A 19,753-nucleotide genomic window follows, 5' to 3' on the forward strand; every position below is an offset into this window, starting at 1 on the left:
CTATGCTGGATTGGTCTTTTTCTCATCCGGTAACGAAAGGACCGCCCATGCCTACTGACATCGAAATCGCACGTTCTGTTACGCCGCTGCCTATTACCGAGGTGGCCAAGAACGCCGGCGTCGACGTTAAGCACCTTATTCCGTACGGCTTCGACAAGGCTAAGGTCGACTATTCACTGCTCAACGAGCCGACTGATCACCAGGCCAAGCTCGTCCTCGTGACCGCTATCAACCCCACGCCCGCCGGCGAGGGTAAGACCACTACGACCATCGGTCTGGCCGATGGCCTGCGCCGTCGCGGTGTCAAGAGCGCCGTGGCCCTTCGTGAGCCTTCGCTCGGTCCCGTCTTCGGCGTCAAGGGCGGTGCCGCCGGCGGTGGCTGGGCGCAGGTCATCCCCATGGAGGACATCAACCTGCACTTTACTGGTGACTTCCATGCTATTGGTGCCGCCAACAACCTGCTGGCCGCCATGCTCGACAACCATATTCAGCAGGGCAACCAGCTCGGTATCGATGTTAAGCGCATCACCTGGAAGCGCGTTGTCGACATGAACGACCGTCAGCTGCGCCATGTCATCGACGGCATTGGCGGCAAGGCCCAGGGCGTGCCGCGCGAGGATGGCTTTGACATTACCGTTGCCTCCGAGGTCATGGCGATCCTGTGCCTGTCCACGAGCATCAACGATCTTAAGGAGCGCTTGGGCGAGATCGTTGTCGGCTACAGCTATGCCGGCGAGCCCGTCCGCGCACGCGACCTTAAGGCCCAAGGAGCTATGGCCGCACTGCTCAAGGATGCGCTCAAGCCCAATCTGGTGCAGACGCTTGAGGGTACGCCCGCGTTTGTCCACGGCGGTCCCTTCGCCAATATTGCCCACGGCTGCAACTCCATCATGGCCACGCGTATGGCGATGCGCTTTGGCGATGTCGCCATTACCGAGGCCGGCTTCGGTGCCGATCTGGGTGCCGAGAAGTTCCTCGACATCAAGTGCCGCATGACGGGCGTTCGCCCCAGCGCCGTCGTGGTCGTCGCGACCGCTCGTGCGCTGAAGTACAACGGTGGCGTCGCCAAGGCCGACCTCAACGAGGAGAACCTCGAGGCACTCAAGGCCGGCATGCCCAACCTGCTGCGTCACGTCGACAACATCCAGAACGTTTATGGTCTGCCCTGCGTAGTCGCCATCAACCGCTTCCCGACGGACACCGAGGCCGAGCTTGCGCTCATCGAGTCCGAGTGTCAGAAGCTCGGCGTCAACGTTAAGCTTTCCGAGGTCTGGGCCAAGGGCGGCGAGGGCGCGCTCGAGCTTGCCGATGAGGTCATGCGTCTGATTGAGCAGCCGAGCGAGCTCAAGTTTGCCTATGAGGACGGCGCCGATGTGGCCGACGCTCTTGAGGCCATTGCCACCAAGGTCTACCGCGCCGACGGCGTCGACTTTACGCCGGCCGCCAAGCGCCAGCTCGCCGAGCTGCGCGAGAACGGCTTTGGCAACCTGCCGGTGTGCGTGGCCAAGACGCAGTACAGCTTTAGCGACAACGCCAAGGCCCTGGGCGCTCCCGAGAACTTCCGCATCACGGTGCGCGAGCTCAAGGTTTCCGCCGGTGCCCACTTTGTGGTCGCACTGACTGGCAGTGTTCTGACCATGCCGGGCCTGCCCAAGGTCCCTGCGGCCGAGAACATCGACGTCGACAACGACGGCAACATCACCGGCCTGTTCTAAGCCTGCTGCCCATAGCTGCTTGTCCGCCCCGCCGTGCCCCCAAGGCCCGGCGGGGCTTTTTTATCCTTAGGCCCGCGCATGTCTTGTAGATACCGACGGACTCTGCCCATCATAGGCTTTTGCGCGGGTAGAATGCATGGATAACTTGAGGCTCACGCGCGACGGAAAGGAATCGTTGCATGGATCAGGACAAGACAACCGTGATGGGCGGCTACGGTTCCGCGCAGGCTGGCGATAGCGCCGATGCGACCCGCGTTGTTCCCAACCCCGGTTATACCGACCCTGCCGCGACGCAGCCTTCGGTCGAGCCCACCCGGGTTATGGGCTATGGCGACACGGCGCAGGATTCTTACGCTGCATCTTCGCAAGGCCCCTATGGCAACGCAGCTCCGGACCCGTTTGATTACGTGCCGCAGGATTCTTATGCCGCCTCGACGCCGAATCCCTATGATGACCTGCCACAAAATCCCATTCCGCAGCCTCAGCAGACGACGTATATGCCTCGCACGGCGCAGTCTCGCTACGAGTCGCGCGAGCCGTATCGCGAGTACCCCAAGTCGATTCCGCAATATGGCGAGGACGAGGAGAAGAAGCCGTCGCGTTCGTCGAGCGTGATCAAGAAGATCCTCATCGTGCTGGCGATCTTCTTTGCGCTGTCGGTTGTGTTTGCCATTGTGTCGGGCATGCTCAACAAACGAGGGAGTTCAACGGCCGATACCGCTGCCGAGCAAACCGAGTCCGCCTCGTCTAGCACCGTCGATCTGAGCGATATCCCGGGGCAGTACTGGTCCAACGCCAAGAAACTTCTCAAGTCGCGCGGCGCCAATCTTTCGAATGCCGTGGTCCTGACTGATGATGGCTCAACGCCCGTCATCGATGCCAACTGGGTCGTTACTTCTGCTTACTATAACGACAGCGGCAACCTCGAAATTCAACTCACGCACAAGAATAGCTCGGGCAACTCGCCCGACGGCCAAAGCGGTACCGACAGCTCGAGTTCCAATACGCTGGAGGACTTGAGCAACAAGGCACAGGAGCTTGGGGATAAGGCCCAAGAGCTGGGCGACACGGCCCAGAACCTGGGCGACACCGCTCAGAACTTGGGCGGCATGGCGACGGATGCCTGGAACGCTCTGCAAAACGGCATCTCGGGCGCTCAGGGAAACTAGCTGTTAAGCGGGCTACAGCTGCTCGGCCGGACGGTCGGGCGAGCTAAAGCCCGAGTCAAACGTAACGACGCATGAGGCATTGGGTCGGCGCTCGTGCACGATGCGCGTGACGAGCTCCAGCAGCTCCTCGTCGGATATGTCAAAGCCGTCGGGACGCACAAGGTCAAACGAAACGAACCCGTCGTGCTCGTGCAGGTCGTGGATGGAGAGCGCGGGGTCGATCTGCATGATGCCGCGCTTGACCCAGCCGCGCAGGTCGTCGCCGGTGGTGGCGATGGGGTCACAGTGCAACGTGATGCCGATGCCCATCTGGCGCTTGATGTCGTGCTCGATGGTGTCCAAAATCTCGTGGTGCTCAAATGCGTCGCCCTCGCCGGGCATCTCCACGTGGGCGCTGGCAAACTGACGACCGGGGCCGTAGTCGTGCACCATCAGGTCGTGTGTGCCCAAGACCTGCGGATAGGACATGATCTTGTCGCGGATTGCCTGAACGAGCTTGGGGTCGGGCGCTTGTCCCAGCAACGGGCTGATGGCGTCGCGCACTAGACCCATGCCGCTGATGCAGATGAAGATGCCCACACCCAGGCCTGCCCAGCCATCGAGGTCAAAGCCGGTCGTCTGCGAAATAAGCGCCGCCATCAAGACCGAACCCGAGGTGATGACGTCGTTTTTGGAGTCCTGCGCTGTGGCAATGAGTGTTTCGGAATCGATACGGTTGCCCAGCGCGCGGTTGAATGCGGCCATCCAGAATTTGACGAGCATGGACAAGACGAGAGCGGCTAGGGAGACCGGCGTGTAGGCGGTGGGGGAGGGCTTGATGATCTTGGTGACCGACTCGAGGATCAGGTTGATGCCGACGGCGCAAACCAGGACGGCGACGAACAGACCGGCTAGGTACTCGTAGCGGCCGTGGCCATAGGGGTGGCCTTCGTCTGCCGGGCGGCTGGCAAGGCGGAACCCGAGCAGGCTTACGATGTTGCTCGAGGCATCGGAGAGGTTGTTGAAAGCGTCGGCGATGAGGGAGACGGAGCCGGCGAGCAGGCCCGCGATGCCCTTGGCCAGGCACAGAGTGATGTTGAGGCCAATGCAGATGAGGCTTGCGGCGAAGCCCGCGTTGGTGCGGCAGGAGGTATCGACCGGCTCGCCCTCGCTGCCGGGAACAAGCGTATGTACCAGCCGATTTACAAATAGCATAGCGGTCGTCCTCACAATCATGTTTAAGGGGATAGTGTAGCTCGCGCGGAGGCGCTGTGCACCGATGCTCAGAAAATGCAGTAATGGTCTGCCGGTGCTAACGAGCGAGCCTTCTCGTCTGCCTGGGTGGTCCATTTTGGGCCACATGGGTATGGGCATGTGCCTGTTTGCTCGACATACTTTATGTCGACAGCCCCTGTGCAAAGGAGGACGTTTCCATGGACGAGATGTTTGCCATTAAATGTCAAAACTGCGGCGGCCCTATGTACTCGCACCAAGCTAAGCGCAGCTTTGAGTGCGCTTATTGCGGTGCGGTCATTCCGTGGCAGGCGGACGCCGGAGAGCCCAAGAGCGCTTTGGGCATTCGCCATACGCCGTTGACGGTAGTGGATGGACTGCTCAAGCTCACGCATGTGTCGCAACTCGAGCGCCCGGAGGACCCGGACTGGTATTTCTTCAATTCGCACTGGCGCAATCAGTCGGTCCTGGAACATCTGCTGTGGGAGGACCGCGGCACGGCGCAGGAGTTCCAAGAAGCGACGCACGTGAGCATTCCCTGCCCCTTCTGCGGAGCGTCCTTTGAGGGCGAGTCAACGCAGCGTGTGTTTGAGTGCCCGTCCTGCGGCAACAAGATCGGCATTGCCGACCTGCTCAAGCCCGGTACGTTTAGCAAACGTCTGACCATGGGCGTGGGTGCGGAGTATGTGCCGGAGCAGGGTATTCCCTGCGAAATTTCGCCGCAGCAGGCACGTGCCAACGCGCTGCAGCTGGTGCGCCAGTACCCGGATGCCTTTGCCGGGCACGACGTGGAAGACGCGATCCAAAACGACATGATGCTCTTCTATTTCCCCATGGCGCTGGCGGACCTGCGTATGATGGCGAGCTTCCCGGGCAAGGGCCTGAGCAAGGAAACCCTGGTGTACTACGAGGTGCTCGACTGGGCGTATCCGCGGGCAAACTATCTGGATGTTCGCCTTATGGGCATTTTGGAGCCGTGGGACTTTGCCAAGGTTGGGCCGTTTGACCCGGCCATGCAGGAAGGTGACTTTCGCGTTGTCTCCGTCGATGCGTCTACCAAGGACCAGGTGGTCATTGATAAGTTGGCGCTCGACATTGCCGGCAACGATGCCGAGGCGGTGCTGGGGCTCAATAAAAAGAGCATCCGCACTTGGGCGCGCAAGGCCCGCAAGCATAAGGACGGCCTGGTGATGGTGCCGGTTTACTTTGTCGACCGTCCGGCAACGGACAGCCGCGACGGCGAGCAGGTGCGCATCGCCGTAAACGGCCAGACGGGTCGTGCGGCCGCGGTGGTGTTTAGCGACAAGCGCGAAACGCATATCGTGGCGCCGCTCAACCCGAGCCTGCATCTGTCCGGCGAGAGCACCGTGCACGCCACGCCCATCGAGGTCAAATACGTTAAATCGCCCTTCCTATACCAGATCGTGCGCCGTGGAGGTGGTGAGCAACCGCGCCAGGTTGCAGCGGCAGCTGAGGGTTCCTACCGAGAAGAAAAGCCCAAACGCAAGGGATTGTTCGCTGCGATTTTTGGTAAGTAGGGGAGTGGTGCCGGGGCGTCGGGCTGCATCGCAAGGTCATGAGACGAACTTAAGACTGCTGGGAACGTGCTACCATTGCCGATAGCCTTAATCTTGTAAGAAGCGGAGGCCAGATTATGGGTTTTGCGGATCAGCAGCTTCAGCTTCAGGTACCGTATTCTCCTGACGACACGTTTAATGCCTTGAAGGCAGCTATGGAAAAGCTGCCTAAAGTAAAAGTTGATAGTGCATCGCCCACAACAAGAACAGTTGCAGCCGAGATTGGTATGAGCCTTTGGTCTTGGGGCGAAAATATCAGTATTTCGGTTGTTCCAGTTGAAGGCGGATCTGGCGTTACTGTCAAGTCGTCATCTAAGGTCAGGGCAAACGTATTAAACGGGGGCAAAAATGCAAAGAATATTGCCGAGATAGTCGATGCCCTATCGAAGGAGCTTGAGCGGTATCCGCAGGTTTCACAGACTATTGAGACGCTGGCGGATAGTGATTGATGTAGTTGCAAGGCTTGAGAGGCTTGCAACGCTGCGTGATAGTGGAGTGCTTACCGAGGAAGAGTTTGCTGCAGAAAAGGCAAAAATCTTTTTGTAATCAGACACGGTGGTTGGATTTGCATTCTATTATTGAACTTGGTTATACCAGGCTGAAAATATCGTGTGTAATAAAGGTGCGTAGTAGTCTCGTCTTGATTGGCAGATGTAAATAAACGGTGGAACGGCTGTAAAAGAGCCTTGCCACTGGGTAAAATCAGGATGTGCCGCGGAACCCGCTCCTCAGTCGGTCAACTTTGGAAGCGCGGGCAACGCAGGTATTATCGTCTAAAGGGCCGGGTGCAACCGGCCCTTTGCATGACTCCCTTCGCTATCCGTTACTGCTTATATTCCCGCCAGATCGAGTAGAGGTTCCGGACGATGCCGGTTACATACATCGAGAGGCGCAGGATTTCAAGAAACAAGTTCATAGGCTTCACCCCAATCAGAGATTAGAGCGTTGCCCGCAGGCGGATTCCGCGGCAGGCATAATTCTACCTCACGGGCCGCGGTGGAGGATAGCCTGCCCCCTGGTTTTGAGCAGTGTCGATCTAACGGGCGATCAAACCTCTAGTACTCTTTGAATTGAGCAAGCATCTGTCCGAAGAAGCTTAGTTCGGATGGCTCATAAATGATCGAACCGCCGTCCGCGGTCCTGTAGACCCCGCAGGGGAGGTAACGCCCGTCGGGGAGGATATAGAGGCTGGCTTCTTCCTTCAGTCCTACTGGAAATAGCGGAATCCCGTTTTCGTCCACTTGGAACTCGTCTATATTTGCGACCTTCCTCTCCATGATGCCTCCTGCCTTATTTCTTGAATGGCGCCCTAAAACAGGCAGCTCTCAATCAACTCTTTACCGCGCAGGGTGTCGACCCACTCCTGCGGGATGGCCTCGATACCGTATACCGTGCCGGCGAGGGCGCCGGCGACGGCTGCGGTGGTGTCGGCGTCGTCGCCTAGGTTGACGGCGGCAAGCACGCATTCATCGTAGCTGTTGGTGTTCACAAAGCACCAGGTGGCAGCCTTAAGCGTGTCAAGCACGAAGCCGCCAGACCTGATTTCGTGCTCGGGCGCGCCTTTCAGGTGAAGCGCCCACGAGGGGAGCACGTCGTTCATCACGTCTCTTATCAGCTCGACAAATATGATACATGCGTCGGTTGACGTTCTGTGGGCATGCGTAATCGCGGAGACCTCGCTGATCTCTTCGTCTGTCGCATCGGTGAACGCCAGGGGCGCGATGCGCATGAGCGAGCCGTTGCCGTTGTCGCGCTCGCCGGAGCCTCCTTTGCCGGTGCGCAGGGCGCGAGCGGTCGTACCGCCGTAATCGAAAACGCCGTCGACCGTATACTCGCCACGGGCAATCCAGCTCACAAACTTGTCGCTCATGTCCGCGGTGTCGATATGCCCGAGCTCCCTAATCGAGTCGCAGGTAGCAAGCGTCATAGATGTGTCGTCGCTCCAGGTGCCGGCGGGCTGCCCATGCGTGCCGTAGCCGATCATGTCCGCGCATTCGAACGTGCCGCGGGGCCTGAACTCGTAGGGAACACCCAGCGCGTCGCCGACGGCAAGCCCATAGATGCAGCCGCGCAGTGTTGTTTTCGGTCTGCCTGTCATGGAGCGCTCCTCTTATGTCGGGGGATATGAAACTCCGTCGGGGGTATCGGTCGCAACGTGCTGCTACCCTTGCGCTTCGCCATTAGTCGCTTCGTTGATGGCGCGGTACTCGGCACTCAGCTCGCGCGCCAGCTCTTCCTTGCTTGGAAGATACGGCAGGTATTTGGCGGCAAACACTTGGTCGTTGTCTTCGGGCAGCGTATACTCGACGATCGAATCGCTTTTGTCCGCGCAGAGCACGATGCCTATGGGCGGATTGTCGCCTTCGTTCATGAGCTCACGCGTGTAGTAGTTCACATACATTTGCATCTGGCCCAGGTCCTGATGCGTAAGGTCATCGGTCTTAAGGTCGATGAGCACGAAGCAGCGCATCAGATAGTTGTAAAAAACAAGGTCAATATAGAAATGGCGCCCATCAAAGGTGATGCGCTTTTGGCGCGCCTCGAAAGCGAAGCCACGGCCAAGCTCCAGCAGGAACTTCTGAAGATGTGTGATGAGCGCCTGCTCTAGATCGCTCTCGCGAAACGCAGTATCGTCCGAGAAACCTAAAAACTCCAGCACATATGGGTCGCGGATGATATCCTCGGGACGATGAGCCGGGGTGCTCTTTTGGATTTCCTGGGTGACGACCTCCTTGTCCTTGCTGGCAAGTAGGCGCTCTCGGAACATGGTGTTGATCTGGCGTTCGAGCTGACGCGTGCTCCAGCGAGAATCGGCGCATTCGTTCATGTACCATGTTCGAGTTTCGGGGTCAGGAATGCGTATTAACCTGCGGTAATGTGTCCAGCTCAATTCGGGACGCAGTGAGTCCCGAATTGGAAATGCAAGATGGAACTGACGCATTTTACGCAGCTCTCTTGCTTCAAAACCTTTACCAAAATCTTTGGTAAGTCTGATTGCGAGGGCCTTGAGCAGCGCCTCTCCATACTTGGCGCGCTCCTCTCCGCCCTGCTCATCAACAATACTCTTGCCGATCTCCCAATATGCCTCAACCATCGCAAAGTTAACGGCGGTATAGGCCTTGTCGCGAGCGGCGTTGAGGATCGAGGAAACCTGCTTGTAAAAAACTTCTGGCACGATTGTCGATTCCCCGCGGTTTACCAGTTCGCCCATCACTGTCGCCCCACTTTCCTCTTGTGGAATGCATCTATATCGCATCTAGTTTAAAGCCTCGCGCGGACACGAATTGCTGTGCTGTCTGGCACCTTCGCATGGGAGCCTTGCGGTGACTAAAATGTGGCAATAGAGACAGTTTTAGCGAACCCCACGGGAGTGACACGTATGGACAACAACACGCTGCTATTCCAGGACAAAGGTTCGGGTAGGTTTAAAGACGTTAAGATCTACCCCAATCGTATCGAGGTGCTCAAGAAGGGCACTTTTGGCGACAGGCACACCGAGATTGTCTACCTTAAGGACATCACGGGGGTCAACAGGATCAAGGGTCGCGACGTTTTCCTGCGTAACAGGCTGTTGACCGCTTGCGTCTTTAGCCTGAGTAGCCGTGCGAAGGCCCAGGAATTTGTGAAAGCTCTGAACATGGTGATGTAGCCGATAGCGGCGTTCGGGCCAAGGTAAAAATCGGGGCGCAGAACGGTATTCTGCGCCCCGATTGAGTTAATGCGCCCAAAAGACTGGCTTGCCTATTCGTTAACGTCCTCGGTATTGTCGCGGTCACTGGCAAGCATTGCAGCGCCAGCGACCGTTGTCGCCACGGCGGCAGCGGCGAGCCCGGCGGCAATGCCGGAGCCGTCGCCCGTGTCGGCGAGTTTTCCGGCCGAGTTCTTGCCCTGGTCGCTCTTGTTGCCCTTGCCGTTCTTGTCGGCGCCGCCTGCGTTGGAACCCGTGCCGCTGCCGGTGCCGCCTGCACTGCCCGAGGCCGCTACGGTAAAGCTTGCGGCTCCATCGCTGGCGAGCGTGTAGTTCTGTGCCGCGTCGCCCAAAAGGCCTTTCGCGCGCACCCAGTACGTCCCTGCGGCAAATGTTTCGCCCTCGGCCATTGCCGTGCCCGGAGCGCCGTTCGCGTCGTGCACAAACTCGAGCTGGGCCGTGCAGGCATCGGTTTCGAGCTTGCCCTCGAGTGATGCCGCAATCTTGGCGCGCACGTCCTCGCCGGCCTTAAGGCCTTCGAGCCCCTCAAAGTGGGGTGTCAGCGCGCGTGGATCGATATCGATGGGCACGGAGCCCCGCAGCTCCGTAACGGTCTCGTTGCCCAAGGCGTCGACATCCACATATTCGATGGCAAACGCATGGCCCGAAGCCGTCACGTTGAGTACGTTGCTGCTGTCGACAAGGCGGAAATGGCCCTCGCCAACGGTCTTGCCATCCTGGAGCGAGGCATCGCTCAGCGAGTCGCCGTACGTCATGCGCATGCGGCTCGGGAGGTAGTACGAAGCTGTCTGCTTGTGCTGTGTATCGTAATCGTAATTGCGCTGGTAGATGCTCCGGGCCAGCGCCGCATCAACAAAGTCGGATGCGATGATGCCAATGTGCTTGAGGTAATCTGACTTTGTTTCCTCGTTGTCGCTGGGGTTGATGTACGGGCTCTTGTACAGATGCTCGTTGACTACTCGCGCTGCGGTAAATGGGTTGCTTCCTTGCTTGTGATTCGTGCAGCTGGTGTAGTTGATAGACCAGCAGCGCTCCAGGACTTGCTCCTTGGCCCCGTTATCGTCCTCGACATCTACCTCGTTGCGGGTGAGCTTAGCCGTCTCCTGCAGGGCCATATCGACCCAGCTGATCTTGTCGGTTCCGGTGCATTCGTAATGGTCCTGGGCATATACCTTGGTGCAATAGGCTTTTTTGTCGCCTGTTTCCCCTGCGGCTTCAAAGCCTTGCGCGTTTTGGACGAGACACATAGAGGAGCTGCTGGGGTGTGCTGCGATTTTGCTGTCCCATTCGGTTAGGTCGAGGCCCCACGTGTGGCCGCTTACGCTGTCGCCGGCGAGTCCAAATCGGCGCAGCAGGACGATCTTTCCGCGCACCTCGTTCAGTGTGGGAACGCGGCTCGACGTATAGAACAGTTTGGGGTTGTCGTCCAAAACCTTGGCGAAAGCCGTCGTAAGGCTCTCGTCAGTAGCCTCGTTGTTGCCTCGGGATACAAGCATGATGAGAGCTTCTGACGGATTTTCGTTCAAAAACTTTTTGAAGTAGCCAACGACATCGGAGAGATGCATGAAGTGCCCGTCTTTTTTGAGCAGGTAGCAACTTCCATGGTCGATGCCGGGGTCGTCGCCTTTTCCGAGTCGGATATCAAAATAGCGAATGCCTTCGAGCAACTGCGTGGGGATGTAGTCCTGCTGGCACTTTGCTTGCGAGGATTGGGGTTCGGTGTCGTTGTCCACGCTGCAAGTTCCCGAATCGTGCGTGCCCGGGATGCTCAGCTCGTCGAGGTACTTGTTGCCTTCGACGTGGCTCATCCAACATGGTCCGTCGACGTAGCTGCTATACGTGGTCCAGTCGATGCTGCTAACTGTGGCATTGGTCTTGTCCATGCTGTAGCCGACAAGCTCGAGCTCCCACGGAATGGAATATTTCTTTTGGCAAATCTTGTTGTTGTCTTGGTCTTTGCCTTTCGATTCTATGGCCAGGTAGTTAATACCGTTTTTCGTGTATATGCGGTCTCGAATAATATAAGTTCCGTCGAACTGGCGGTCGAACGTATAGGCGCGGCTGTCCTTATGGTCGTACTCGCCACTCCATACGTGGATGACCTTTCCATCTTTGTCCGAGTCGCCATCGACCGACCAAATGCTGTAGCCCGTCTTCTTGTGCTCTTCGAAATTGAGCAGGGTGCGGATGGCATACCAGTTTGTGCCGTCCGCATCGGTCCCTACGTGCTCAAGGATGAGCTTGCTGGACGTGCCGTCATTAAACAGGTGGCAGACGTTGCCGATGACGTTGCCGTCTTCGTTGACGCTCGCGGTGCGAAAATAGCCCGCGGGGCGAAGGCGAATGACGAAATTGTCGAGGGTGGCCGCTGACTCGGCCGTGCCGTCCGCAAAGGCTGTCCGCGGGCTAATGCCCAGCGTGGCGGTTTCGGGCAGGCTTGCAAGTGGCGACAACGCCGCGAGTCCAAGGCCCAGCGTAAACGCTCGGCGACTGATGGCATGATGTTCGGTCATAACTCCTCCATTCGCAGGGTGCGGTTATGCACTTATTTTGGTCACTTTACTGCCCGGATGTTTAAAGGTGTCGGCTCAATTGTCTGCGCGGCGCTATAAATCGGCGAGCGGACGTGCTGGGGTGCTTGTTCATGTTGTGCCGTTACCGCGCTGGGGGGGGGCGGTTTTGCCGCCCGGCATCTTCGCGTTCGTCGGCTGCCGGCATAAGAAAGGGAGGGTCGGTTTACCGGCCCTCCCTTAGTACGAAGCGCTGGGGTACCGTCGCTTGTTTGCGCTGCGCTCGTGTTTCCCGCTGCGCTCGCCAGTCGCTTAGCGCTTGATCTCGATATCCTCGAGCTTGACGTCCATGGCCTCGGTCTTGGCCTTGGCGATATCATCGGCAAATTCCAGGGACTTCATCATGGTCTCGACGGCGTCCTTGTGCTCCTCGACGTTGTCGATGCGCACGTAAACGCTGCCGCCTTCAACGTCGGTAAAGCACTCGGTCGTTACGCCGCCCGAGTGCGTAAAGTAAGCACTGCGCCAGGTCTTGCCGTTGTATTTAACGGGGTCGCTCTCGGTCCATCCGGAGTTGGCCTTCCACTTTGCCTCGTAGTCGAACAGTTCGTCGGCGTTCTTATCGGGGTCGAAGATGGGTATGAAGCGGTCGCTCGCATGCTCGCTCTCGGTGAACTTAAACTGGGCCCTGTCGGCGGTGTCGCCGGCAACGTCGGTGATCTCGACGCCCTCGGGAACCTCGACCTTAAACCAAATGAAGTCGGTCCTCATATCCACGGCTGGCTTTTCTGCTCCGCCGCCACCGCCACTGCCGGTAGCGCCACCGCTGCCACCGCAGCCCACCAGGGCAACTGCGGCAAAGAGACTGATGCAGAGGGTGAGAATCGCAAAGGCCTTCTTTTTCATGGTCGTGTCCTCCTCGATCTGTAACCGCCCATGGATTACCTGCCTTTACTGTACGCGTGGACGGCTCGCTAGGGTGGGCCATGTGTCCCATTCTGAGGGCTGGAATTGCGCCGACAAGTGGCAATATGCGCGGGTCCAAAAGAGGGGAGGGCCGATGCTGTCGGCCCTCCCCGGGTTGGGCGCCCGTTGTTTTAATGGGCGCATGCGCGCTGGTGCGCGTAGGCGCGTGCGGGTGTCCCGTTACTTGATCTCGATGCTCGAAATCTCGACTTCGCGTGCCTCGGAAACTGCCTCTGCCATGTCATCGGGGAACTCGATGGAGTTGAGGAGCGCCTCGGCTTCTTTCTTGTGCTGGTCGAAGTTCGAGATGAGGACGTAGACGCTTCCCGGCTCAACGTCGGTAAAGAGGAGGGTTGTGATGCCACTGTTGTCCTCGTACGTTCCGACGAGCCACGTCCTGCCGTTATACTCGACGGACCCGCCATCCTTCCACTGGAACGTATCCCCCTTCTTTTCCGCCTGGTCGGCGTGGGATTCCTCGGCAGTCAGCGCTTTTTTCCAAACGGGGATAAAACGATCGGCCGAGGCGTTCTCGTCTTCGGGGAAGGTGAGCTGGACCCTGTCGGCATTCTTGCCGGCGGAGTCGCTTACGCCGACGCCCTCGGGCATCTCGACCTTAAACCAGATAAAGTCGGTCTTCTTGGCGACGGGGCCTTTTCCTTGCTTTCGCTCTTGGCGGTGCTGCCGCCTCCGCCCGATGCGCTCCCGCCGCAGCCGACAAGGGCAAATGCGGCAAAGAGGGCGACGCAAAGGGAAAGGATCGATAGGGTCTTTTTCTTCATGGTGGTGTCCTCCTTGTCTGCCAGGGACATCGTGTGCCGCGGATCGCTGGGGCGGCGGTTGCGCGTGCACATGATGACTTTGTTTGCTGTGCGGTGATTCCTCCATTCGTCGTCCGGTGCCGTGATGAGCGTTGCCCCAACATGGGGCTCCTTACCTATATGTATGCCCCAGTTGCCGCTGCCCGGGAGTCTCGAAACGTGGGCCATGTGTCCCATGTTTGCGTTGGCATGGCCTATCGTTCGTCATAGAAATCCGCGATGGCCAGGTGCGCTGACGCCCATGTGCTTATGGGCTAGACTTAGCACCATTATGTGATCGATGCGGTCGGTCGGCGGTTGCCACCCGACCGATGTATATGACTTGAAGGTGCATGCGTATGAGCCAAGAGATGATGGACAAGACCTGCCGCGGGTTTGCCGAGGCGCTTGCCGCGCGCGAGCCGGTGCCCGGCGGCGGCAGCGCGAGCGCCTTTGTGGGTGCGCTGGGCGCCTCGCTGTGCGGGATGGTCGCGCGCTACGGCGCGACCAACCCCGCGCTTGCCGATCGCGCGGATGACCTGACGCGCGCGTTTGCCCAGGCTGATGAGCTGGCCCAGGAGCTTGTCGAGTTGGTTGCCGAGGACGTTCGTGCCTATGGGCAGGTGTCCGCGGCGTACGGTATTCCGCGTGACGATCCGGCTCGAGCGACCGCGATTCAGGATGCGCTGCATGTGGCCGCTATGCCGCCGTATCGCATTATGGATGCCTGCGGGCGTGCGCTGGCGCTGCTCGAGGACATGGCCGACAAGGGTTCGCGTCAGCTGCTGTCCGATGTGGCGTGCGGCGCCGTGTTCTGCCGTTCCGCTATGCAGGGCGCGAGCTTGACGCTCTTTGCGAACGCCACGTCTATGAAGGATCGCGCTCGTGCTGAGGAGCTCGAGACGGCGTGTGATGAGTTGCTCGACATGTGGTTGCCGCGCGCCGATGCGCTGGCGCGCCGCGCCGCCGACGCCGCAAGGAAGAGGGGATAGCCATGGCTGAACTGCTGAAGGGTGCCCCCGTTGCTCGCGCTTTGACTGAGGAACTTGCTGCTCGCTGCGTGGCTTTGCGCGAGCGCGGCGTTGTGCCGACGCTGGCTATCGTGCGCGTGGGTGAACGCGAGGACGACCTATCCTACGAGCGCGGTGCGCTCAAGCGCTGCGAAAAGGTTGGCATTGAGGCTCGCCGCGTTTTGCTTCCCGCCGATGTTTCGCAGGACGAGCTGTTGGCGGCCATCGAGGACATCAATACCGATTCGTCTGTTCATGGCTGCCTGATGTTCCGCCCGCTGCCCGCCGGCCTTGACGAGGACGCGGTTGCCGCGGCACTCGATCCTGCCAAGGACGTTGACTCCATGACGCCGGCTTCGCTGCTCACCACGCTTTCGGGGCGCGGCGAGGGTTTTGCCCCCTGCACAGCCGAAGCCGTGCTTGCTTTGCTGGATCATTACGGCGTTGAGCTGGATGGGGCCAAGGTCGCGGTCGTTGGTCGGTCGCTGGTGATTGGCCGTCCCGTTGCCGCCATGCTTACGGCTCGCAATGCCACAGTGACGACGTGCCATACGCATACGCACGACCTTGCTGCCGAGTGCCGTGCTGCCGACATTGTGGTTGCCGCCGTTGGACGCGCGCGTACGATTGACGTGGATGCGGTTCGAGAGGGCCAGACGATCATTGATGTTGGCATTAATTGGGACGAGGCCGCTGGCAAGTTGGTGGGTGACGTCGATTCTGATGCTGCGGAGCCGGTCGTTAACGCCATCACGCCCGTGCCGGGCGGCGTGGGCGCTGTGACGACGGCGATCCTCGCCAAACACGTGATCGAGGCGGCCGAGCGCGCATCGAAATAGGCGTTTTGGGCTGTTTGAGGGGTTAGCTCTATACCCCGTGGACAAAAAATGCCAAATATGAGTACTGTTTCCAAGATAGTCACATATTCTTTAGGTCAAATAGGCTCTCTAACGATATTTATTATCGATAAAGAGCCTATTTTATTGGACCTATGAGGAATTACATCATCTAATTTTTGAACAAATGTAGACTTTTGGCACCCATACGTAGCAAAATTGATGTTACTAAATTGGTGACAGTACTCACATTTGGCATTTTTTGACCACAGGGGTTGCCAGCGCCGCGGTTTCGCCCTTTCTGCGCCGAAGCGATACACTGTTATCGTTTGATTTCTTCGCTCAAGGAGGATGCGCATGCCGTGCACAACGATTTTGGTTGGTAAGAACGCGAGCTACGACGGGTCGACGTTGGTTGCCCGCAACGAGGACTCGTCCAACGGGGTGTTTGAGCCCAAGCGTATGCGCGTGGTGCATCCCGACGAGCAGCCGCGCGTCTACACGAGCGTCCTGAGTCACCTGACCGTTGAACTGCCCGATAACCCCATGCGCTACACGAGCGTCCCCGATGTTGTCCCGGGCCACGGCATCTGGGCCGAGGCCGGTTTCAACGAGCTCAATGTGGGCATGTCCGCAACCGAGACGCTCACCACCAACGAGCGCGTTCGCGGCGCCGACCCGCTCGTCGACTACGTGCCCGCCAAGGGCAACGAGGACGAGGACGGCTATGTTCCGGCGCAGCCCGGCGGTCTGGGCGAGGAGGACATGGTGACCCTGGTGCTGCCATATGCCAAATCCGCCCGCGACGGCGTACGCATTCTGGGTGACCTGCTCGAGCGCTATGGCACCTACGAGAACAACGGCATCGCCTTTAGCGACGTGGACGAGATCTGGTGGCTCGAGACCATCGGCGGTCACCACTGGATCGCCAAGCGCGTGCCCGATGACGCCTATGTGACCATGCCCAACCAGCTGGGTATCGACAGCTTTGACCTGGATGACGCCGAGGGCGCCCAGGCCGATCACATGTGCTCCGCCGACTTGCGCGCCTGGATGGCCGAGTGGCATCTGGACCTGACGCTGGGCGTCGAGGGCGACGGCCCGGCTGCGGTCTTTAACCCGCGCGAGGCCTTTGGCTCGCACAGCGACAGCGACCACGTCTACAACACGCCGCGCGCGTGGTACATGCAGCGCTGTCTCAACCCCAGCGACGTGTGGGATGGCCCCGACGCCGACTACACGCCCGAGAGCGACGATATCCCCTGGAGCCGCGTGCCCGAGCGCAAGGTGACCATCGAGGACATCAAGTACGTACTCTCGAGCCACTACCAGGGCACGGAGTACGATTGCTACGGTAGCAAGGGCACGCCCGCTACGCGTGGCGCCTATCGCCCCATCGGCATCAACCGCAACAGCCAGCTCGCCGTGTTGCAGCTGCGTCCCTATGCACAGCCGGCCTATCGCGCCGTGCAGTGGATGGCGTTTGGCTCCAACTCGTTTAACGCGCTGGTTCCGCTGTACGCCAACGTCGAGACCATGCCCGAGTACTATGCCGACACGCAGGCTCGCGTGACGTCCGAAAACTTCTACTGGGCCAACCGCCTGATCGGCGCGCTGGCTGACGTCCGCTTCCATGAGTGCGGTCGCGCGGTCGAGGATTATCAGGAGAAGGTCGGTGGCATGGGCCACAAGCAGATCCATGACATCGACGCTGCCGTAGCCGTTCTGCCCGAGGCCGAAGTGCCTGCCGAGCTTGCACGCGCCAATGAGGCCTTTGCCGAGCGTGTTCGCGTGGAGACCGATGCTCTACTGGGCAAGGTGCTCTACACCACGAGCTGCGCCATGAAGAACTCTTTCGCGATGAACGACAACGTGAGGTAGGGATTTCCCGTCAATCGAATAGCGCTAAAACGCTTTGTCGCTTTCGCTCAATCTTGGGTACAAGAACGCCAATGCAGTTGTTTGTGATTGGAGACAACCATGGTTATGAAACTCGATCAGCTTGTTAACGGCGCCATTAACGTGGGCTTTGGCGCTGCCGCCGTTGCTGTCGAAGGCGGCAAGAAGGTCCTCGACGACCTTAACACCAAGGGCGAGCAGGTCCGCAAGGACACCGCCACCCCCGATATCGCCCGCAGTGTGTCCGACATGTTCGAGCAGGCCGGCGGTACCATCTCCGATCTGACCGAGCGCTTGGGCATGCAGGGCGAGACCGCGGCCCAGCGCGTGCTCGACGAGCTCATCCTTGCCCGCGTCCGCGTTATGACCGCCCCCGAGCGCACGGCCTTCCTAGCCCATGTGCGCGACATCGTCGATTCAGTCGAGGACAACGTGACCTCGGTGCCCGTCGAGTCCGTTGAGCCCGACGATGCGAAGGATACCGAAGAGGCCGAGTAGCAGCGCAGATGGCAGATTCCACCACCGATTACAACAATCTAGATCCTCTGGGTGACGAGGCGGCGGTTGTCGATGAGGTCGATGCCGCCGTCTCGGGCGCTCGCAAGAAGCCGCGTGCTGTCGATATGGTGCCCGAGGAGCCCGACGCGATGGCGCCGGACGAGGAATACCAGCTCACGCCGGCGGGTCGTCGCGAACGCATCGGGCAGATTGTTCGTCTGGTCAAAAAGTACCGCGTGTGGGATAACCTCACGCCGGTTCGTTTGCGCCGCCTGCTCGAGGAACTCGGCCCCATGTTCGTCAAGATGGGGCAGATTCTGGCCAACCGGTCCGAGATTCTGCCGCAACGCTTTTGCGACGAGCTGCGTCGTCTGCGCTCCGACGTGGAGCCGGTGCCGTACGAGGTCGTACTCAGTTGTCTGGAAGAAGAATACGGCCTGCGCCTGGGGGAGATGTTCGATGCGATCGACCCCAATCCGCTTGGTAGCGCATCGCTCGCGCAGGTGCACCGCGCTCGTCTGGTGACGGGCGAGGACGTGGCCGTCAAGGTGCAGCGCCCCGGTGCGCAGCAGGTTATGGCACAGGACATCGATATCATCCGCTCGGTGGTGCGTATCGTTTCCAAGTTCGTCAACACCGATCAATTCGTTGACCTGCACGGCGTAGTCGAGGAGTTGTGGACCTCGTTTCGCGAGGAGACCAACTTTTTGGCCGAGGCCAAAAACCTCAACGACTTCTACGAGTTCCATAAGAGCGTTCATGGCGTGACGTGCCCTAAATCCTATCTGGACCTATGCACCGAGCACGTGGTGGTCATGGATTACGTCGACGGCATTTCGATCGCCGATCCTGAACGCTTGGTGGCCGAGGGCTATGACTTGGAAAAGATCGGTGCCGCGATCGTCGAGGACTACTCGACGCAGGTGCTCGACGACGGCTTTTTCCATGCCGACCCGCATGCGGGAAACATCATTCTCAAGGACGGTATCGTTTACTTTATCGACTTGGGCATGGTCGGACGCATGTCGAGTCACGATCGCGGTATCGTAAAGGACATGATTTTCGCCGTGGCCGAGGGTGACGTTCCCAAGCTCAAGGATTCGCTCATGCGCTTCGCCGTGACGCGTGGCGATTCGGCCGAGCTCGATCATTCAGCGTTTTTGTCCGACCTTGACTTTATCGTGGCTGACTTTGCGGGCCTTGACCTGAAGGATCTTGATATCGGCGAGTTTTTGACCTCGCTGTTAAACCTGGCGCGCAAAAACGATGTTGAGCTGCCGAGCGTGGTGACGATGTTCGCGCGCGGCATGGTGACGCTCGAGGGTTTGCTGACCGAGTACATGCCCAACGTCAACATGATCCAGATCATCCAAACGCACATTAAAAACGAGAAAAGCACCTATGCGCGTGTGCGCGATATGGGGCGCGATCTTGCCGCGAGCAGCTATCGCGCGGCGAAGGGCTCACTCGAGGCGGCTGAGTACCTGGGGCTGGCTTCGCGCATGCTTACGCGCGGCCAGCTTAAGGTGAACACGCAGATCATGAGCAGCGATAAGGCACTGCGACAGCTGGGCGGAATTATCGACCGCATGTCGATGGCTATCGTTATCGCCGGCCTGTTTATCGGTTCGTCGGTGGTGTACTACGCACGCATCGAGCCGGTTGTGTTTGGTATCCCGGTCATTGGCTTTATGGGCTACGTGAGCGCGCTGGTGCTGGCGCTTATGCTGGGCCGCAATATCTGGCTCAACAGCCACGGCGGCAAACACTAGAGGCTGCGACCGTCACCGCTTTTTCCTATCGCAAACAATAGCTTTTACCTTGGGCTTCGCCTGTGTGCGGGGCCCTTTTG

18 protein-coding genes are annotated in these 19,753 nt (G+C 59.2%); 11 read left to right on the top strand and 7 right to left on the bottom strand.

Annotated features, from left to right (window positions below; all coding sequences use genetic code 11):
* Nucleotides 1-47 precede the first annotated feature (47 nt).
* The gene (locus DWX39_RS05375; RefSeq protein ID WP_117564492.1) at nt 48-1,715 is read left to right on the top strand and encodes a formate--tetrahydrofolate ligase; all 1,668 of its coding nucleotides are present in this window, start codon (nt 48-50) and stop codon (nt 1,713-1,715) included.
* Nucleotides 1,716-1,894: 179 nt separating this feature from the next.
* Nucleotides 1,895-2,884: a hypothetical protein gene (locus DWX39_RS05380; RefSeq protein ID WP_117758750.1), complete on the top strand. Its 990-nt coding sequence runs from the start codon at nt 1,895-1,897 to the stop codon at nt 2,882-2,884.
* A 12-nt stretch (nt 2,885-2,896) separates the two neighbouring features.
* Here the strand turns inward: DWX39_RS05380 and DWX39_RS05385 are convergent, their stop codons facing one another.
* Nucleotides 2,897-4,078 (bottom strand): cation diffusion facilitator family transporter, encoded by a 1,182-nt coding sequence (locus tag DWX39_RS05385; RefSeq protein ID WP_117758751.1) that lies wholly within the window; start codon nt 4,076-4,078, stop codon nt 2,897-2,899.
* 218 nt (nt 4,079-4,296) lie between these two features.
* On the opposite strand from DWX39_RS05385, the gene DWX39_RS05390 reads away from it, so the two are divergent.
* From DWX39_RS05390 to DWX39_RS11340, 3 genes are all read left to right on the top strand, one after another.
* Nucleotides 4,297-5,634 (top strand): hypothetical protein, encoded by a 1,338-nt coding sequence (locus DWX39_RS05390; protein WP_117758752.1) that lies wholly within the window; start codon nt 4,297-4,299, stop codon nt 5,632-5,634.
* A 116-nt stretch (nt 5,635-5,750) separates the two neighbouring features.
* Nucleotides 5,751-6,122 (top strand): DUF1499 domain-containing protein, encoded by a 372-nt coding sequence (locus DWX39_RS10985; protein WP_147338930.1) that lies wholly within the window; start codon nt 5,751-5,753, stop codon nt 6,120-6,122.
* Nucleotides 6,049-6,219 (top strand): SHOCT domain-containing protein, encoded by a 171-nt coding sequence (locus DWX39_RS11340; protein WP_089572150.1) that lies wholly within the window; start codon nt 6,049-6,051, stop codon nt 6,217-6,219. The genes DWX39_RS10985 and DWX39_RS11340 overlap by 74 nt, the downstream gene beginning before the upstream one ends.
* A gap of 509 nt (nt 6,220-6,728) precedes the next feature.
* On the opposite strand, the gene DWX39_RS05400 is transcribed toward DWX39_RS11340, so the two are convergent.
* The 3 genes from DWX39_RS05400 to DWX39_RS05410 form a co-directional block, all read right to left on the bottom strand.
* Complete coding sequence (locus DWX39_RS05400) at nt 6,729-6,950, bottom strand: hypothetical protein (protein ID WP_117758753.1); 222 nt, start codon at nt 6,948-6,950, stop codon at nt 6,729-6,731.
* 32 nt (nt 6,951-6,982) lie between these two features.
* Complete coding sequence (locus DWX39_RS05405) at nt 6,983-7,771, bottom strand: ADP-ribosylglycohydrolase family protein (protein WP_117758754.1); 789 nt, start codon at nt 7,769-7,771, stop codon at nt 6,983-6,985.
* A 63-nt stretch (nt 7,772-7,834) separates the two neighbouring features.
* Nucleotides 7,835-8,884 carry a YhcG family protein gene (locus DWX39_RS05410; protein WP_117758755.1) on the bottom strand — a complete coding sequence of 350 codons (1,050 nt, stop codon included), beginning with the start codon at nt 8,882-8,884 and terminating at the stop codon, nt 7,835-7,837.
* A 168-nt stretch (nt 8,885-9,052) separates the two neighbouring features.
* On the opposite strand from DWX39_RS05410, the gene DWX39_RS05415 reads away from it, so the two are divergent.
* The gene (locus tag DWX39_RS05415) at nt 9,053-9,322 is read left to right on the top strand and encodes a hypothetical protein (protein WP_117758756.1); all 270 of its coding nucleotides are present in this window, start codon (nt 9,053-9,055) and stop codon (nt 9,320-9,322) included.
* A 92-nt stretch (nt 9,323-9,414) separates the two neighbouring features.
* Here DWX39_RS05415 and DWX39_RS05420 read toward each other — a convergent pair whose 3' ends face one another.
* The 3 genes from DWX39_RS05420 to DWX39_RS05430 form a co-directional block, all read right to left on the bottom strand.
* A complete protein-coding gene (locus tag DWX39_RS05420; protein ID WP_117758757.1) occupies nt 9,415-11,895 on the bottom strand; it encodes a phosphatidylinositol-specific phospholipase C in 2,481 nt (826 codons plus the stop codon).
* Between the two features lie 309 nt (nt 11,896-12,204).
* On the bottom strand, nt 12,205-12,798 hold the full coding sequence (locus tag DWX39_RS05425) for a hypothetical protein (RefSeq protein ID WP_117757781.1): 594 nt from the start codon (nt 12,796-12,798) through the stop codon (nt 12,205-12,207).
* Nucleotides 12,799-13,038: 240 nt separating this feature from the next.
* Nucleotides 13,039-13,467 carry a hypothetical protein gene (locus DWX39_RS05430; protein ID WP_117758758.1) on the bottom strand — a complete coding sequence of 143 codons (429 nt, stop codon included), beginning with the start codon at nt 13,465-13,467 and terminating at the stop codon, nt 13,039-13,041.
* 550 nt (nt 13,468-14,017) lie between these two features.
* Between DWX39_RS05430 and DWX39_RS05440 the strand changes: the two genes are divergently transcribed.
* The 5 genes from DWX39_RS05440 to DWX39_RS05460 all read left to right on the top strand — a co-directional run bounded on the left by DWX39_RS05440 (nt 14,018) and on the right by DWX39_RS05460 (nt 19,673).
* The gene (locus DWX39_RS05440) at nt 14,018-14,650 is read left to right on the top strand and encodes a cyclodeaminase/cyclohydrolase family protein (RefSeq protein ID WP_158561620.1); all 633 of its coding nucleotides are present in this window, start codon (nt 14,018-14,020) and stop codon (nt 14,648-14,650) included.
* Nucleotides 14,651-14,652: 2 nt separating this feature from the next.
* Complete coding sequence (locus DWX39_RS05445) at nt 14,653-15,507, top strand: bifunctional 5,10-methylenetetrahydrofolate dehydrogenase/5,10-methenyltetrahydrofolate cyclohydrolase (RefSeq protein ID WP_117564484.1); 855 nt, start codon at nt 14,653-14,655, stop codon at nt 15,505-15,507.
* 354 nt (nt 15,508-15,861) lie between these two features.
* Nucleotides 15,862-17,385, top strand: a complete 1,524-nt coding sequence (locus DWX39_RS05450) for a C69 family dipeptidase (RefSeq protein ID WP_117758761.1) — start codon at nt 15,862-15,864, stop codon at nt 17,383-17,385.
* Nucleotides 17,386-17,484: 99 nt separating this feature from the next.
* Nucleotides 17,485-17,901: a hypothetical protein gene (locus DWX39_RS05455; RefSeq protein WP_117583986.1), complete on the top strand. Its 417-nt coding sequence runs from the start codon at nt 17,485-17,487 to the stop codon at nt 17,899-17,901.
* 8 nt (nt 17,902-17,909) lie between these two features.
* Nucleotides 17,910-19,673 (top strand): AarF/ABC1/UbiB kinase family protein, encoded by a 1,764-nt coding sequence (locus tag DWX39_RS05460; protein ID WP_117639742.1) that lies wholly within the window; start codon nt 17,910-17,912, stop codon nt 19,671-19,673.
* The last annotated feature ends 80 nt before the right edge of the window (nt 19,674-19,753 follow it).

Source organism: Collinsella sp. AF19-1LB (genome assembly GCF_003459655.1).
Classification (GTDB): Bacteria; Actinomycetota; Coriobacteriia; order Coriobacteriales; family Coriobacteriaceae; genus Collinsella.